15 protein-coding genes and 1 pseudogene are annotated in these 16,403 nt (G+C 70.3%); 12 read left to right on the top strand and 4 right to left on the bottom strand.

The features are described from left to right. The first annotated feature begins 71 nt into the window (after positions 1-71). Positions 72-1,064 carry an alcohol dehydrogenase catalytic domain-containing protein gene (locus tag EAS64_RS27665; RefSeq protein WP_246115876.1) on the top strand — a complete coding sequence of 331 codons (993 nt, stop codon included), beginning with the start codon at positions 72-74 and terminating at the stop codon, positions 1,062-1,064. A 63-nt stretch (positions 1,065-1,127) separates the two neighbouring features. Here EAS64_RS27665 and EAS64_RS27660 read toward each other — a convergent pair whose 3' ends face one another. Beyond that, a complete protein-coding gene (locus tag EAS64_RS27660; RefSeq protein ID WP_145857685.1) occupies positions 1,128-2,600 on the bottom strand; it encodes a purine-cytosine permease family protein in 1,473 nt (490 codons plus the stop codon). 23 nt (positions 2,601-2,623) lie between these two features. Between EAS64_RS27660 and EAS64_RS27655 the strand changes: the two genes are divergently transcribed. The 6 genes and pseudogenes from EAS64_RS27655 to EAS64_RS45075 all read left to right on the top strand — a co-directional run bounded on the left by EAS64_RS27655 (position 2,624) and on the right by EAS64_RS45075 (position 8,445). Further along, positions 2,624-3,703 (top strand): ADP-ribosylglycohydrolase family protein, encoded by a 1,080-nt coding sequence (locus EAS64_RS27655; RefSeq protein ID WP_281283331.1) that lies wholly within the window; start codon positions 2,624-2,626, stop codon positions 3,701-3,703. Further along, entirely contained in the window at positions 3,700-4,827 is a 1,128-nt protein-coding gene (locus EAS64_RS27650; protein ID WP_145857681.1) for a PfkB family carbohydrate kinase, read from the top strand. The genes EAS64_RS27655 and EAS64_RS27650 overlap by 4 nt, the downstream gene beginning before the upstream one ends. A gap of 251 nt (positions 4,828-5,078) precedes the next feature. Beyond that, positions 5,079-6,098 carry a glycoside hydrolase family 11 protein gene (locus tag EAS64_RS27645; protein WP_145857679.1) on the top strand — a complete coding sequence of 340 codons (1,020 nt, stop codon included), beginning with the start codon at positions 5,079-5,081 and terminating at the stop codon, positions 6,096-6,098. Between the two features lie 139 nt (positions 6,099-6,237). Continuing rightward, positions 6,238-7,740, top strand: coding sequence for a cobyric acid synthase (locus EAS64_RS27640; RefSeq protein WP_145857677.1), 1,503 nt, complete (start codon positions 6,238-6,240; stop codon positions 7,738-7,740). A 44-nt stretch (positions 7,741-7,784) separates the two neighbouring features. Then, positions 7,785-8,204, top strand: a pseudogene (locus tag EAS64_RS47620) (metal ABC transporter solute-binding protein, Zn/Mn family); the annotation flags it as partial. Between the two features lie 37 nt (positions 8,205-8,241). Beyond that, entirely contained in the window at positions 8,242-8,445 is a 204-nt protein-coding gene (locus EAS64_RS45075) for a TroA family protein (RefSeq protein ID WP_222849653.1), read from the top strand. Between the two features lie 25 nt (positions 8,446-8,470). Here EAS64_RS45075 and EAS64_RS27630 read toward each other — a convergent pair whose 3' ends face one another. After that, positions 8,471-11,965 carry an indolepyruvate ferredoxin oxidoreductase family protein gene (locus tag EAS64_RS27630; protein ID WP_145857675.1) on the bottom strand — a complete coding sequence of 1,165 codons (3,495 nt, stop codon included), beginning with the start codon at positions 11,963-11,965 and terminating at the stop codon, positions 8,471-8,473. 134 nt (positions 11,966-12,099) lie between these two features. Between EAS64_RS27630 and EAS64_RS27625 the strand changes: the two genes are divergently transcribed. Beyond that, positions 12,100-12,582: an Lrp/AsnC family transcriptional regulator gene (locus tag EAS64_RS27625; RefSeq protein ID WP_145857673.1), complete on the top strand. Its 483-nt coding sequence runs from the start codon at positions 12,100-12,102 to the stop codon at positions 12,580-12,582. On the opposite strand, the gene EAS64_RS27620 is transcribed toward EAS64_RS27625, so the two are convergent. Beyond that, the gene (locus EAS64_RS27620) at positions 12,562-13,689 is read right to left on the bottom strand and encodes a LacI family DNA-binding transcriptional regulator (RefSeq protein ID WP_145857671.1); all 1,128 of its coding nucleotides are present in this window, start codon (positions 13,687-13,689) and stop codon (positions 12,562-12,564) included. The genes EAS64_RS27625 and EAS64_RS27620 overlap by 21 nt on opposite strands. A 116-nt stretch (positions 13,690-13,805) precedes the next feature. Here EAS64_RS27620 and EAS64_RS27615 point away from each other — a divergent pair, with 116 nt between their 5' ends. The 3 genes from EAS64_RS27615 to EAS64_RS27605 all read left to right on the top strand — a co-directional run bounded on the left by EAS64_RS27615 (position 13,806) and on the right by EAS64_RS27605 (position 15,327). Beyond that, complete coding sequence (locus tag EAS64_RS27615; RefSeq protein WP_145857669.1) at positions 13,806-14,306, top strand: MarR family winged helix-turn-helix transcriptional regulator; 501 nt, start codon at positions 13,806-13,808, stop codon at positions 14,304-14,306. After that, a complete protein-coding gene (locus EAS64_RS27610; RefSeq protein WP_145857667.1) occupies positions 14,306-14,611 on the top strand; it encodes a hypothetical protein in 306 nt (101 codons plus the stop codon). The genes EAS64_RS27615 and EAS64_RS27610 overlap by 1 nt, the downstream gene beginning before the upstream one ends. Positions 14,612-14,688: 77 nt before the next feature. Continuing rightward, a complete protein-coding gene (locus EAS64_RS27605) occupies positions 14,689-15,327 on the top strand; it encodes a J domain-containing protein (protein ID WP_145857665.1) in 639 nt (212 codons plus the stop codon). On the opposite strand, the gene EAS64_RS27600 is transcribed toward EAS64_RS27605, so the two are convergent. Then, positions 15,308-15,928 carry a class I SAM-dependent methyltransferase gene (locus EAS64_RS27600; RefSeq protein ID WP_145857664.1) on the bottom strand — a complete coding sequence of 207 codons (621 nt, stop codon included), beginning with the start codon at positions 15,926-15,928 and terminating at the stop codon, positions 15,308-15,310. The genes EAS64_RS27605 and EAS64_RS27600 overlap by 20 nt on opposite strands. Before the next feature lie 58 nt (positions 15,929-15,986). Here EAS64_RS27600 and EAS64_RS27595 point away from each other — a divergent pair, with 58 nt between their 5' ends. After that, a complete protein-coding gene (locus EAS64_RS27595; protein ID WP_187366220.1) occupies positions 15,987-16,397 on the top strand; it encodes a MerR family transcriptional regulator in 411 nt (136 codons plus the stop codon). Positions 16,398-16,403 lie beyond the last annotated feature (6 nt).

Here is a 16,403-nt window from a genome sequence, read left to right as displayed (position 1 = left end):
GACCGGGTTGAATAGCCGTCATGCGTGCGATGGTGCTTGACCGCATTCGCGGACCCTTGACCGTACGGGAGGTGCCCGATCCCGTTCCGCCGGACGGCGGGGTGGTGGTGCGGGTGCTTGCGACCGGGCTGTGCCGCAGCGACTGGCATGCCTGGGCGGGGCACGACGAGATCAGCCTGCCGCACGTGCCTGGGCATGAGCTGGCTGGCGTCGTGGTGGCGACGGGGACCGGGGTGTCGCGCTGGTCGGTTGGCGACCGGATCACCGTGCCGTTCGTCGAGGGGTGCGGCCGCTGCGCGTGGTGCCGGTCGGGAAACGCGCAGGTCTGTCCCGAGCAGCAGCAGCCCGGGTTCACGCACTGGGGGTCGTTCGCGCAGTACGTGGCGCTGCACGCCGCCGACACGAACCTGGTCGCCATACCGGAGGGCGTCACGGTCGAGGCCGCGGCGTCGCTCGGCTGCCGGTTCGCCACCGCCTACCGGGCGCTGACCGGGCGCGCCGGGCTGGCCGCCGGTGAATGGCTGACGGTGATCGGCGCCGGCGGGGTCGGCCTGAGTTCAGTGATGATCGCCAAGGCGCTCGGTGCGCGCGTCGTCGCCGTCGACCGTCACCCCGGCGCCCTGGCGGCCGCGGCCGGCCTTGGCGCGGACCACGTGCTGACCGCCGACGGCGCTCGCGACATTCCGGGACTGGTCGTGGAGGTCACCGAGGGCGGCAGCCATGTCTCCGTCGACGCGGCCGGCAGCGAGCAGACCTGCGCCAACGCTATCCTCTCACTGCGCCGCCGCGGCAGGCACGTCCAAGTCGGGCTGCTGCCCGCGGCCGTCGGGCAGCCGCGCCTGCCGATGGCGCGGGTCATCGGCTGGGAACTGGACCTGCTCGGCTCGCACGGCATGGCCGCCGCCGACTATCCCGGCATGCTCGCCCTCATCGAGCGCGGCGACCTGCGGCCGCAAGACCTGATCGAGCGAATCATCGGCCTTGAGGAGGCGAGCGAACTGCTGCCCGCGTTCGACTCGGCATCGCCCGCGGGCATGACGATGATCGACCCGCACCGCCGTTGACCCGCCGCTGAGCCGCCGCTGCCCCTCGCGTTGCTGCCAGGGGGCGGCCGGGAGGGTGACCGGCTACACGCGGGTGGCGGCCGTCTCGGGGGTGGCTTCCTGGCGGCGGATGGTGGCGCGGCCGAGGATCAGCCAGCCGAGGAAGGCGACCACCAGGGCGGCGATCACGCCGAGGTTGGCGTACTCCCAGGTGCCGGTCTTGCCGCCGAGGCCGAACGGACCGAGCAGGTAGCCCTGCCAGGACAGCCAGCTCGCGTAGGTGTTGACGACCAGGCCGAAGCCGATCACGGCGCCGAGGACCAGCAGCGACACCGGCACCCACTGCACCGTGCCGTACCGGCCGGCGGAGGTGAACAGGTCGGCGTCGTCGTAAGCCTTGCGGCGCAGGGCGATGTCGGCGAGCATCACCCCGCACCAGGCGGCGAGCGGCACGCCGAGCGTGATCAGGAATCCCTCGAACGGCCCGATGAAGTTGCTTGAGAAGAACACCACGTAGATCGTGCCGACGATCATCAGCACACCGTCGAGCAGCGCGGCCGACCAGCGCGGCACGCGCAGCCCCGCGGCGAGCAGCGTCAGGCCTGAGGAGTAGATGTCGAGCACCGCGCCGCCGACGAGCCCGAGCACGGCGACGATCACGAACGGCACCAGGTACCAGGTGGGCAGGATGGTGGCGAGCGCGCCGATCGGGTCGGAGTTGATCGCGGTGGACAGCGACTGCGACGAGCCGGCGAGCAGCAGTCCGAACCCGAGCAGGAAGATCGGCGCGATCGACGCGCCGAACGTGGTCCACCACACCACGCCGGCGCCCGGCGTACGCCGCGGCAGGTAGCGCGAGTAGTCGGCGCCTGTGTTCACCCAGCCCAGGCCGAAGCCGGTGATCACCAGTACGGTCGCGCCGAGGAACGCCTGCGCGGAGCCCGAGTGCAGCCCGGACACCGTCGACCAGTGGATCTTGTCCGCGACGAGGATGAAGTAGATGACGGTCAGGATCCCGGTCACCACGGTGATGATGGTCTGCAGCCGCATGATCGTGTCGAAGCCGAGCGCCGCGCTACCGACGATCAGCACGGTGATGACGAGGAACGCGACTACCTTGGTGACGTCGCCAGAGCTCCAGCCGAGCTGGCGGAACACCGTCGCGGTGGCCAGCGTCGCCAGCACGGTGAGCACGATCTCCCAGCCGACGTTGCTGACCCAGGACACCAGCGCGGGCAGCTTGTTGCCCTGCACGCCGAACGGCGCGCGGGACAGCACGAGCGTCGGCGCGGAGCCGCGCTTGCCCGCCACCGCGACGAACCCGACGAGCAGGAAGCTCACCACGATCCCGATGAGGCCGGCCACGCACGCCTGCCAGAACGAGATGCCGAAGCCGAGCACGTAGGCGCCGTAGCTGAGGCCAAGCACCGAGATGTTGGCGGCGAACCACGGCCAGAACAGGCTGCGCGGCGACCCCTTCCGCTCGTCCTCGCTGATGATGTTGATCCCGTTGGTCTCGAGAACGAGCGGGCCCTGCTGCTGCGCCGCGGTAGTCACCCGGTGCCCCTTCCTCGCCGGTAGTGTCCAACCCTGTAGCCCGGGACATTACTGCCAACCGGGTAAACCTCGCATTAGGGAGACTGGCCCCCTTGTCCGTACCGTCGTCACTATCGTCTCAGCAGTCAGCTGACCGGGCCAGCGGCGCCCTCTACGGTCTGGCGATAGGCGACGCCCTTGGCATGCCGACGCAACTGCTCAGCCGGCGGCAGATCACCGAGCACTGGGGCCCGCTGCTCACCGGGTTCGAGCCCGCGCCCGCCTGGCACCCGATCGCGGCGGGAATGCCGGCCGGCGCCGTCACCGACGACACCGAGCAGGCCGTCCTGCTCGGCCGCCTGCTGCTCACCGGCGCCGATCCCCGCGAGCTGGCGACCGCGCTTATCGCCTGGGAGCGCGAGATGTGCGCGCGCGGGTCGCTTGACCTGCTCGGCCCCTCCACTCGCCGCGCGATCGAGGCGGTGCTCACCGGAACACCGCCAGAGGAGGCGGGGACCTCGGGCGACACCAACGGCGCGGCGATGCGGATCGCCCCGGTCGGCATCGCAACCGCGGCCGACGACTTGCCCGCGCTGGTCGCCGCCGTGCACGAGGCGAGCCTCGTCACGCACAACACGTCGGTCGCGCTGGCCGGCGCCGCGGCGGTTGCCGCCGCGGTCAGCGCCGGGGTGGGCGGCGCGGACGTCGCGGCGGCGATATCCGTCGCGATCGAGGCCGCCAGACTGGGCGCGGAACGCGGCCACTGGGTCGCGGGCGCCGACGTCGCGGCGCGCATCGAGTGGGCGGCCGGCCTGGTCGCCGGCAAGCCCGCCGAGGAGGCCGCCGCGGTCATCTACTCGCTCGTCGGCACCAGCCTGGCGACCCAGGAGTCGGTGCCCGCCGCCTTCGCCGTGCTCAGCGCCGTGCCTGGCGACCCGTGGCGGGCCTGCCTGCTCGCCGCGTCGCTCGGCGGCGACTGCGACACCATCGCCGCGATCGCCGGCGCGGTCGGGGGCGCCTGTCACGGCCTGGCCGCCTTCCCGCCGCTCGCTGCCAGCGTGATCGACGCGCAGGGCCTCGGACTGCGCGGCCTGGCTGACTCACTCCTGGCGCTGCGCGCATGACTATCCCGAACGGTGGAGTGCCCCGCCCGTCCCCGCCGCCGCGCCGTCTCGCGTTCCCGGACGGTGGCGTGCCTCGCCCGTCCCGCCCGCGCCGCCTCGTGTTCGCCGGCGAGGCGATCGTCGACGTCGTCCTGCGCGTGCCCGCGCTGCCGCCGCGCGGCGGCGACATGCTCGCGACATCATCCGAGGTCACGGCGGGCGGCGGATTCAACGTGATGTCGGCGGCCGCGCGGCACGGCCTGCTCGTGCTGTACGCCGGCGGGCACGGCACCGGCCCGTGGGGCGACGTCATCCGATCGGCGCTGGCCGCGGAGGGCATCGCCGTGCTGCGGCCGGCCGACGCCGGCCGCGACACGGGCTTTGACGTCGCGCTCGTCGAACCGGACGCGGAGCGCACGTTCGTCACGCATCTGGGCGCGGAGACCGTCCGCGGGCCCGGCGGCTGGGACGGCGTACCGGCCGGGCCGGGGGACGCGGTGTACGTGTCGGGGTATGGCCTCGTCGCGCCGGATTCCGGGTCGGTCCTCGGGGCGTGGGCAGCAGCACTACCGTTCGGTGTGCTGCTGTTCTTCGATCCCGGCCCGCTGGCGGCGCAGATCCCGGCCGCGGTGCTCGGGCCCGTGCTCGCCCGCTGCGACTGGCTGAGCTGCAACGAGCGGGAGGCCACGGTGCTAGCCGGCACCGTCCGGGCGCTTAATCCTGGTCAGGCTGCTGATCCTGGTGAGGCCACTGATCCTGGTCAGGCTGTTGATTCCGGTGAGGCTCTTCATCCCGGTGAGGCTTTTGATCCCGGTGAGATGGTGCGGCGCCTGCTTGGCGTGGCCGGCGCTCGCGCTGATGACGGTGCCGGGGGCGTCCTGGTCCGGGTCGGTGCTCGCGGCTGCTACGTGGGCTCGCGCGCCTCGGGCGCCGTCGAGCGCGTGCCGGCCCCGGTGGTGACCGCCGTCGACACGACGGGCGCCGGGGACGCGCACGCCGGGGTGTTCCTCGCCGCCCTTGCCGACGGGCTTTCCCCGGTTGACGCCGCCGCCAGGGCGAACGCTGCGGCTGCCTACGCGGTGACCAGGCACGGCCCGGCCACCGCGCCAACCCGCGCCGAGCTCGACGCCTGGTGGCGCGGATAGAACTTCGAAAGCTTTCGGCTATTGCCGATATATTTCGACTTAATGATTGCTATTGGGGCGCGATAGCGGTGCGCTCTTAGGCGGAGACGACTTACCCGGTTCAGTCTAAAGAGCCGCATCTATTGGGTTTTCACGCCTTGTATGTCGAAAGTATTCGTTGTCGAAACATTTACGAAACTCATTGACCGTTAATTGGGCCGGATCAATACTGACGCCAGTAACAAACCCCCGCCCCAAGGAGGACGCCGTACATGAACGGTCCCCCCGCCCTCACCGCAGACAGCAGCACGAGACGCCGGCGCGGCCGGCTGCGGCTGCTCCTCATCGCCTGCGCGATGGCGCTCGGCGCGGCCACGACGGTGGCCCTGCCCGGCGTCGCGCAGGCCGCCACCTGCTCGAACCAGACCGGCACGATCAACGGCTACTACTACCAGATGTGGAGCAACGGCCAGGGCTCTGCCTGCGTCACTGTCGGCTCCGGCGGCAACCAGTACTCCACGACGTGGAGCGGCATCGGCGACTTCGTCGCAGGCGTCGGCTGGCAGCCGGGCAGCAACCAGACGGTAAGTTTCAGCGGAAGCATGAACGCCAGCGGCGGGACCGCGCTGGCCTCCCTCTACGGCTGGTCCACCAACCCGCTGGTCGAGTACTACGTCATCGAGGACGACCAGGGCGGCAGCCCCTCGCTTGGCACCTTCATGGGCACCACAACAAGCGATGGCGCAACGTACAACCTTTACGAGCACCAGCAGGTCAACCAGCCCTGCATTACGGGCAACAGCTGCACCTTCGAGCAGTACCTGGCAATCCGGCAGGGAAACACCACCAGCGGGACCATCACCACGCAGAACTTCTTCAACGCGTGGGCCAGCCATGGCATGAACCTCGGCTCACTTAACTACCAGATCTTCGCCACCGAGTCCTGGGGCGGCGGCAGCGGCAACTCCAACTTCACCGTCAGCCACGGCTCGTCCGGCGGCGGAGGCGGGGGCGGCGGCGGCTCCGGCGGCTGCACGGCCACGCTGTCGGCCGGCTCGAAGGGGAGCAACTGGTACAACCTCAACGTCGCGGTCACCGGCTCGAACACCTGGACCGTGACGGTGAACATGGTCGCGCCGTCCGTCGTCGCCTCGACCTGGAACGTCAACGCCAGCTGGCCAAGCCAGTACGTGATGAAGGCATCGAACAACGGCAGCGGCAATAACTGGGGCTTCACGGTCACGACCAACGGGACATGGACCTGGCCCTCAGTCTCCTGTAGTACCGGCTAGCCAGCCGGCGAGGACACGCGTCAGCTCGCGTGGCCTTGCCCCTGGCGAATCTGCCCCGGCTCGTGGCCGTCTCCTCCGCGAGCCGGGGTCGTCAGTTACTGCCCGGGCGAGCGTGGCGGTTCGCCGTTATCGTGGCACGGTGCATACGACCACCGGGCTGCTCGTCGCCGGGACGACCTCCGACGCGGGCAAGAGTGTGGTCACCACCGGGCTGTGCCGGGCGTTCGCCCGCCGCGGCGTGCGGGTGGCGCCGTACAAGGCGCAGAACATGTCAAACAATTCGATGGTCTGCGCCGGACCCGACGGGCGCCTCGCGGAGATCGGCCGCGCCCAGTGGGCGCAGGCGCGCGCGGCGGGCGCCGCCCCCGAGCCCGCGATGAATCCGGTGCTGCTCAAGCCGGGCACCGACCGGCGCAGCCACGTCGTCCTCATGGGCCAGCCGGCCGGTGACGTCTCGTCCGCCGACTGGGAGAGCGGCCGGCGTCACCTCGCCGCTGCCGCACATGCGGCGTTCGACGATCTGGCCGCGCGGTTCGACGTGGTCGTCGCGGAGGGAGCGGGCAGTCCCGCCGAGATCAACCTGCGGTCCGGCGACTTCGTCAACATGGGCCTGGCGCGGCACGCCGGGCTGCCGGCCGTTGTCGTCGGCGACATCGACAGGGGCGGAGTATTCGCCGCGATGTACGGCACCGTGGCGCTCCTCGAGCCGGCCGACCAGGCACTGATCGCCGGGTTCGTGGTCAACAAGTTCCGCGGCGACCCGGCGCTGCTCTCCCCCGGTCTTGACGCGCTGGAAAGGCTCACAGGCCGGAGCGTGTACGGGGTGCTGCCCTGGGACCCGGGGCTGTGGCTCGACTCCGAGGACGCACTCGACCTGGAGGGGCGGCGCTCACCCGATGGTGCCGCGTACCGGGTCGCCGTCGTGCGCCTGCCACGGATCAGCAACTTCACCGACGCCGACGCGCTGGGCCTCGAGCCGGATCTCGACGTCGTCTTCGCGTCAGGGCCGCGTGACGTCGCCGACGCGGACCTTATCGTGCTTCCCGGCACCCGCTCCACCATCGGCGACCTGGCCTGGCTCCGCTCCCGCGGCCTCGACCACGCCATCACGGATCACGCGCGGCGCGGCCGGCCGCTGCTCGGGATCTGCGGCGGCTTCCAGATGCTCGGCACGGTCATCGCCGACCCGCACGGCGTCGAGGCGGACGCGGGGACGGAGATCGCGGGACTCGGGCTGCTGGATGTCCGCACCGATTTCGCGGCGGAAAAGACGCTGCGGCTGCCTTCTGGCACTGCCCTTGGCGTGCCGGCGGCCGGCTACGAGATCCATCACGGGCGCGTCACCGTGGGCGGTGGTGCGCAGGACTTCCTTGACGGCGCACGGGCGGGCAGCGTTTTCGGCACGATGTGGCACGGCAGCCTGGAGGGCGACGAACTGCGCGGCGCCTTCCTCGCGGCGGCCCTCGGCCGCGAGCCCTCGCTGGTGAGCTTCACCGCCGCGAGGGAACGCAGGTTCGACCTGCTCGGCGACCTGGTGGAGTGCCATCTCGACACGGACGCGCTGCTCCGCCTCGCCCGCGAGGGCGCGCCCGGCGGGCTGCCCGTGCTTCCCCCCGGAAGGGGAACTGCCGGCCCTTCCTGACAGATCTCCGTGCGGCCCCGGACGGACCTCCTTGCGATGGCTTAATGAAAATGATTACCATAACGGTATTCATTTTCAACAGCGCATCGTCTCTCACCGGGAGTACCAAGGTCATGCGAACCCGCTCTGGCATCCTCGCCGCCACCCTGCCGCTGGCGGCCGCCATGCTGGCGAGTGCCTGCTCGTCGTCGTCGCCCTCACCCGCGGACGGCGGCGCTTCGCCGGCGGCCGTCACGTCAACCGCGAGGATCGCCGCCATCGGCGCGGAGAACGAGTACGCCGACGTCATCGCGCAGGTCGGCGGCAAGTACGTGCAGGCCACGGCGATCATGAGCAATCCGAACACTGACCCGCACACGTTCGAGGCGAGCCCCGCCGTCGCCAGGGAGATCACCGCCGCCAAGCTGATCGTGCAGCGCGATCGCGGCGGACCTGGGCAAGATCGACCCCGCGCACGCCGCCTACTACAGGGCCAACGCCGCGAGGTTCACCGCGCACAAGGTGCGGGTGTTCCTCTACAACCAGCAGGTCACCGACTCGCTGACCGAGTCCTACATCAAGCTGGCGAACGAGAACGGCATCCCCGTGGTCGGCGTCTACGAGACCATGCCCACCCCGGGCTACACCTACCAGACCTGGATGCTTGCCGAGGTCAACGCCCTCAGCAAGGCCGTGACCGACCGGGTCTCCACGCAACGCCTCTGACACAAGGCAGTCGCGGTCGCCGGGATTACCTGAGTTCGTTAAGCCGCCGCCTGAAGGTGTCGACTGAATCGAGCTTAACCTGCTCGTAGCCGCGGATGCGGTCGGGCAGTCCGGCGATCTCGACTGCCCGGTCCAGCGTGCCTGGCGCGAGGCGGGCGAGCTGCTCGTCGATGGCCTGTCGGTACTCGGCCACCAGTGCCCGCTCGACACGGCGCACGTGCGCGTAGCCGAAGACGTCGAGCCTCGTGCCGCGAAGGCGGCGCATCCCGTACAGCGTGCGGAACGCCGGCTTGAACCACGGCCCGAGGGTGATCTTGCGTCGCATGCCGAGAGCGCGCAGCACCGGCGGGTGCAGCTTCCAGGAGAAGCGCGCACCCTCGCCGAACCGTTCGCGGACCTCGTCCTCGATGCCTAGGGACAGCCGGGCCACCTCGTACTCGTCCTTGTAGGCGAGCAGCTTGTGCAGGTTCACCGCGACCGCCTCGGCCAGCGCGGTCGATCCTGGTGCCGCCGCGGTCTCGGCCGCGCGGACGCGTTCGACGTCGGCGAGGTAGGCGGCGGCGTAGGCCTCGTCCTGGTAAGCGGTCAGCTCCGCCACCCGGATTCCCGCGAGGCGGGCAAGCTCAGAGCCTGCCGGGGCGCCGAGCCCCGGAATCGCCGGGGCGGGCCCGCCGGCCGACCCGCCGTTCGGCTTGCTAGCCGGCTCGCCGACCGGCTTGCTGACCGGTTCTGGCGCGAGCGCCGCGGGATTCTCGACGAGCTGACGGCCCCGGCGGAATGCCTGCACGTTCTTCTCGACGGCGACTCCGTTGAGGCCGATGGCCTGCTCGATCGCCGCGGCGGGCAGCGGCAGGGCACCGGACTGGTAGGCGGCGCCGACGAGCAGCATGTTGGCGTACTGATCGGCACCGAAGAGCTGCTCGGACAGTGCCCGCGCGTCGAGCCAGATGCCGGAGCGGACGGAGTCGCTGATCTTCCTTGTGACCGCGTCGACCTCGGGGAACGTCGCCGTGGTGTCGATGACCATGCGCCCGGTGGGGACCTTCGTGGTGGACACGATGGCGACGGTACGCTCGGGATCGGTCACCTTGAGCGTGCTCTCGTCGGCGGCGACGAGCAGGTCGGCGCCCAGGTAGAGGTCGCATTCACCGCGCGACAGCCGGCCGGCGGCCGCGACGGGCTCGGCCGTGATCCGCAGGTCGGATACGACGGCGCCGCCCTTCTGGGCGAGTCCTGTCTGGTCCATGCCGCGCACGTGCCGCCCGGCGATCACCGCGGCGACGGCGAGCACCTGGGCGACGGTGACCACGCCGGTTCCGCCGATCCCGGCGATCCGCAGCGTCACGTCCCGCTGGCCGGCCGCCGGGGGGCTTGGCAGCTGGGCGGCGTCAAGCGCCTGCGCCTGGCGCCGCGCCAGGGTGCCGGGAATGACCTCGAGGAACGCGGGGCAGTCACCCTGCACGCAGGAGAAGTCCAGGTTGCATGAGGATTGGTCGATGCGGGTCTTGCGGCCGAACTCGGTGTCAACCGGCTGCACGGACAGGCAGTTCGACTTCGCGCCGCAGTCGCCGCACCCCTCGCAGACCCGCTCGTTGATCATGACGCGGGTGGCGGGCGTGGGCAGCGTACCGCGCTTGCGCTTGCGGCGCTTTTCCGCGGCGCACGCCTGGTCGTGGATGAGCACGGTCACCCCGGGCACCGCGGCCAGCACCCGCTGCGCCTCGTCGAGCCTGCCGCGGTCCCACACCTGGACACCGCCAGGGAACCGCACGCCGCTATAGCGCTTGGGATCGTCCGCGGTCACGATGATGCGGGCCACCCCTTCCGCCGCGAGCAGGCGGGTGATCTGCGGCAGCGACAGGGCGCCGACGGCGTCCTGCCCGCCCGTCATGGCGACGGTGCCGTTGTGCAGCAGCTTGTAGGTGATGTTCACGCCGGCGGCTACGGCCGCACGGACGGCCAGCGAACCGGAGTGGTGGAAGGTGCCGTCGCCGAGGTTCTGCACGAAGTGCGCGGCGTCGACGAACGGGGACATCCCGATCCACTGGGTGCCCTCGCCGCCCATCTGGGTCAGCCCAGTCACCTCGCCGACCTGCTTGTCATCCATCAGCAGCACCATGGCGTGACAGCCGATGCCCGCGCCGACCAGGGAACCCTCGGCCGGCTTGGTGGATGTGTTGTGCGGGCAGCCCGAGCAGAAGTAAGGCGTGCGCGGGGTGAGCGCGAGCGTGAGCGAGGTCCGCCTGCGATGGACAGGCGCGGGGACTGCGAGCCGCTGCGCGAGGGCGACCGCGATCGCGTCGGAATCGAGTTCGCCGTTTTCTGACAGCAGCGTGGCGCCGTCCGGCCCGCGCTTGCCGTGCACGGCAGGCGCGCCTTGCATCCCGTAGAGCAGGTCCTTGATCGCGGTCTCGAGGAACGGGCGCCGCTCCTCGACGACCACGATCTCGCGCAGCCCGCTGGCGAATTCGCGCACGATCCGCGGTTCGAGCGGCCAGACCATGCCCAGCTTGAGCAGCCGGATGCCGCGCAGCCGCAGCGCGTCGTCGTCCAGGTTCAGTGCGGCAAGCGCCTGCCGGAGGTCGAGCCAGGTCTTGCCGGACGCGACGAGGCCGATCTCGTCGCTGCCGCCGCGAAGGACGATCCTGTTCAGCCGGTTCGCGGCGGCGTAGCGGCGGGCGATCTCCAGCCTGGCGCCGTACAGGTCACGCTCGAGTATGCCGACGGTGGGCTGGAGCAGGTGACCGGAGACCGTGTGCCGCCACGGCTTGCCGTCGATCAGCATGTCGGGCAGCACCGAGTCGAACCCGCCGAGTTCGGCGCTCATGGCACCGTCGGCCACCGCGGTCACGATCTTCAGTGCCGACCAGGTCCCGGCCGCCCGGGACAGGGCGATCGCGTGCAGGCCGAGTTCGACGATCTCGGCCGGGTCCGCGGGGTAGAGCGTGGGTATCGCCAGGTCGGCCAGGGTGAATTCGGATCCGGAAGGAACGGTGGAGGACTTCGCCGCCGGGTCATCGCCGACCAGGGCGAGCGCGCCGCCGCTGTGGTGCGTGCCCATCAGGTTGGCGTGCCGCAGCGCGTCGGACGCGCGGTCGAGTCCCGGCGCCTTGCCGTACCAGACCCCAGTCACCCCGTCGTGGCGTGCGCCGCGGGTCACCGAGGCGAGCTGCGTGCCCTGCACGGCCATGGCCGCGGCCTCTTCGTTGAGGCCAGGCGAGAAGACGATGCCATGGTCGGCGAGCAGCGCAGGCTGGCGGCCCAGCTCCAGGTCAAGGCCGGCCAGCGGTGATCCCTCGTAGCCGGAGACGAACGCGCGCGTATCGCGGCCGGCGGCCTTGTCGTGCCGGCGCTGGTCGAGCAGCAGCCGCACGATGGCGCGCACGCCGGTGAGGTAGGCCGACGTGCCACCCTCGGACGGCCGATAGCTGTCGTCCAGCGAGAAGCTCCGCGGCTCGGTTTTCGTGAGCTCGGCCTTCGTGAGCTCAGCCTTCGCGCCTTTGTCCCCGATGATCACCATTTGAGCCTCCTGGTGGTCCATATGGCTGTCACAGTAGAAGTCACATGGGCAGGTGGCAATATGGAGTTTGATCATGGTGAGCCAATGGCTCAACCTAGGGTTACTCGCTCCGATCCGAGGAAGGCCATTGGCCCATGCAACTAGACGAACTTGACCGCTCACTGCTTGTTCTGCTTCTGGAGAATCCGCGCGGGGGGCTGCGCGAGCACGCCCGCACCCTCGGGATCGCCCGGGGCACGGTGGCCTCCCGGTTCCTGCGCCTGCAGGAGTCCGGGGTGATCACCGGGTTCGGGCCGCGGGTCTCTCCCCGCGCCTTCGGGTACTCGATGCTCGCCTTCGTGCACCTCGACCTGACTCAGGGCTACCTCGACTCGGTCGTCGAGAACCTGGCGGACATCCCGGAAGTCGTGGAGGCCTACACGGTGACCGGGGGCGGCGACCTGCTCTGCCACGTGGTCGCGAGGAACCCCGAGGAGCTCGAGGTCGTGCTCCAGCGCATGATAGCCGTGCCCGGCGTGCAGCGGACCAGTTCGCAGGTCGCGCTGACTCAGCGGATACCGTTCCGCGTGCTTCCGCTCGTCAAGAACGACAAGTGGTCAGCGGGCCGCAGCAGCTGAATGCGGACCGCAGCCGCAGCTTTCCCTGATGATGAGCTCGGTGGGGAGACGTTCGGCCCGCGGCGGCAGGGCGGGGTCGGCGACCCGCTCAAGCAAGAAGGAGCAGGCGCGCTCGCCAAGCTCGCGCATCGGCTGTCGGACGGTGGTGAGCGGTGGCGTCAGCAGGGCGCTGACGTGCATGTCGTCGAAGCCGACCACGGCGATGTCGGCGGGAACGCGGATGCCTGCCGCCTGCAGGTCGCGCATGGCGCCGATCGCGGTCTGGTCGTTGGCGCAGATGATCGCGTCCGGCAGGTCCCGCCGCGGGCCCGCCAGCAGCTCGCGCACGGCGAGCTGGCCGCTGACGGCGCCGAAATGGCCCGCGTAGTACCCGGCGACGGTCACCTCCGGATAGCTGGCGACGGCATCATCGAACGCGGCCCGGCGTTCCAGGGCGTCCAGCGCTTCCGCCGGCCCGGTGATGTAGAACAGCCTCGTCCTGCCGTGCCGCTCTACCATGTGGCGGACCATCGACTCGGTGCCAGAACGGTTGTCGACGCCGATGGAGTCGGCGTGCACCCCACGGGAATCGTTGGCGATCAGCGCGATCGGGACGCGGACCGCGAGTTTCGCCAGCTGCTTCCTGCCGACGATGTCCTCCGCGATGACCAGCCCGTCGACCTTGGCCGACATCCGCAGCATCCGCTGATAGGCGCTCGGCGGGTCGGAGTCGCGCAGGAAGGAGATCAGCACCGACCAGCCGACGTCACTGACCGACGATTCGAGGCCGCGCAGTACTTCCTCGATGAACAGGGAACCCTGGCGTTCGACATCGGTCTCCGGGCCCCTGCTGATGACGGCGAGGAGGCCGATCACCTCCTTGCGGCGCTGGGCCAGGCTCTGCGCCGACCCGTCGGGGACATAGCCAAGCTCCTCGATGGCCGCGAGCACGCGCCGCCGCGTGGCCGGGCGGACCGGGTCACTGCTGTTGATCACCCGCGAGACCGTGGCGGTGGACACCGCGGCGGCGCGCGCCACGTCGTAGAGCGTGGCGGTCCGAGCCACACCCGGCCCGGTTTCCCTATCCCCCGCCATCGTCGCCTCCTGGTATCCCGGCCCGGTGCTCACCGAGTTCAATCGACGCTACAGTGTGCTGCCTCACATTGCTTCGTTCGCGCGTTAATAGATAGGGTATGAATAGTTAAAGCACACATCCGTTCTGGATCACCAGTCTGAGGGGCGCCATGGAGATCATCGCGGAGCTGCCGGAGATACCCGGCGACCCGCTCGCCCTTGAGCGACAGGTGTGCTTCGCCCTGTCGGTCGCGGCACGTAGCGTGCTGAGCATCTACCGGCCCATCCTTGAGCCGATGGGCCTGACTCACCCGCAGTACCTGGTGATGCTGGCGCTCTGGGGGCAATCGCCGCTCGCGGTGAAGGAGCTCATCGAAATGCTCCAGCTCGACGGGCCGACACTGTCGCCGATGCTGAAGCGCCTTGAGGCCTCCGGCCTAGTCGCGAGGACTCGCGATCCGCACGACGAGCGGCAGCTGCGCATCGACCTGACTGAGCGAGGCCGCGCGCTGCGCGAGCAGGCGCTGAACGTGCCGCCCACGGTGGTGGCGAAGCTCGGGATGAGCCTCGGCGAACTCGAGGAACTGCACAGGGGCCTCACCACACTCAACGACGCCGCCCGCCGGGCCGGCGTCAAGCCGGCCGGCGGCCCCGCGAAGGACAGCATCTAGTGAACAGCAATCTGACCATGATCACCGTGCTGGTGACGGTCATTCACGTGATCGTGCTCGCGATCATGATCTGGATCCGGGTCAGGCGGACGCCGGGCGACGGCATCGACGTCCCGACACCGAAGATCACGCCGTGCGCCGTGTGCGGGGAGCCGGCCACCGACTGGAGCTACGACGGGCTGGACCCGAATGAGCAGCTCGATTCGCGCACCGGCAAGCTCTGGTCCGCGGACATGAGCCACTACCGGCCGGTGTGCGCTGCTCACTCCGCCGTCCTCTGCCCGCCGCGCGAGTCCGGCAGCTAGACGGCGGCGGATCACCCGATTTCGGCTCGCGTGTGCGACCATTTCTGTGAGCCTGGTCGCCCTAGTGGAGCACATTCGTGGCTGCAGCTGGCAAGGAAAGCAGCATCACCTGGTACGACGTTCTGGGGCTGCTGCCTGGCGCCTCCGCGGAGCAGGTCAAGAGCAGGTACGACGCCAGGGTAAGCCTGCTGCGGCCGGAACATATCGCGGGCGCGCCTTCGCCGGTGGTGGCCGCCGCCTCACGCGCGCGGGACATTCTCGACGCGGCTCAGCGGGTGCTGGCCGATCCGGCGAATCGCGCCCGCTATGACGAGACGGTCGGGATCCGGCGCAGCGGAGGTGGCCTCGAACCGCACCGCGGCTCCCCTTCTGAACCCGGATGGGACATGCCGGACGCCCTTCTCATCGGGGGTCGCGAGGGAGTCGCGTTGCTCGGCGGCCTGCTTGTGGTGGCTGACTTGCTGACGCCGCATCCCCGACCGCCGAGACGGGTCGTGGTGCCTGACGTCAGGGGGCTGTTCTACAGCACATGCTCCGGGATCACCGGCAAGCTGGGCTTCCGCATGACCACGGTCAGGCTCACCGAGCACCCGATGCCGGTTGACGGCCTGGTCGTCGACCAGTCCCCCCGGCCGGCGGCGCGGGCAGGCCGGGGCAGTGTGCTAACCGTTCAGGTGTGGCACCCGCCTGCCAGGCTCACGAGGCCGTGGCCCTGACGCTCACCGTCGTCCTGCGACCGCGGCCGTGCTGGTTCGTCTCGATGCCGGTGAAGCCGTGCGCGAGGCAGCGGTCCGCGAACGCGCTGGCCTGCTCGGCTGTCCAGCCGTGACTGGCCAGGCCGGTGGCACCCGGCCGTGTCAGGCGTTCGATGGCCACCAGCCGCCCGCCGGGCTTGAGGACCCGCCGGGCCTCGCGCAGGCCCGCGTCCAGGTCCGCCCAGTGATGCACGCAGGCGATGGACCAGGCGACCGATACCGACGAGCCGGGCAACGGCAGGGCCTCCGCGCTGCCCTCGGCATAGCGCACCGCCCGGCTGGACCGCCGGGTGAGGATCCGGGCGGCCCGCAGCATCACCGGTGCCGGGTCGATCCCGACGACCGAAGCGCCGAGCCTGGCCGCATGGCGGGCGGCGGTGCCAGGCCCGCATCCGATGTCGGCCACCGCGTCGCCCGCGGCGACCGCGCTGAGGCGCGCGGCTAGGCGGGCGTTGCCCTTCCTGCCAAGCACCATGCTGGCGGCGGCGAGGTATCCGGCCGGACCTGCGAAGCCAGGAAAGCCGGCGTGGTGATTCGGGACAGCGGAATGGCTTGTTGTCATGCCCCCGACCTTGACAGTTGAACCCCGGTTCAAGTCAAGTGGCACTGTGACCGAACTGATGACGCCTGAACTGATGACGATCGGCGAGATGGCCCGTCGCGCCCGGGTACCCACCTCCACGATCCGCTACTACGAGCGGCGCGGCCTGCTCTGCGCCGATGCACGGCAGTCCGGGCAGCGCAGGTACCGCACGGAAACGCTCCGCCGTCTCGTCTTCATCGGCATGATGCAGGACTTCGGCCTGGCCCTGGAAGAGGTCAGCGGCGTACTGAACGCCGCCACGGCGGCCGAGTGGAAGTCGATCGCCGCCCGGCGCCTCGCAGCTCTGGACGAGCAGATCGCCAGGCAACAGCACGCCCGCACGCTGCTGGCCGCCACGCTCGGGTGCCGGTTCGACCACCCGGCAACCGACTGCTCGGCCATGGGCGCCGAGATCGACCACCGGCTCGACCGCTCGACGCTCCCGTAGCGCCGA

Source organism: Trebonia kvetii, assembly GCF_007827045.1.
Lineage (GTDB): Bacteria > Actinomycetota > Actinomycetes > Streptosporangiales > Streptosporangiaceae > Trebonia > Trebonia kvetii.
The sequence above is the reverse complement of the archived record's forward strand: the minus strand, read 5'-3'. Positions and strand labels throughout refer to the sequence as shown.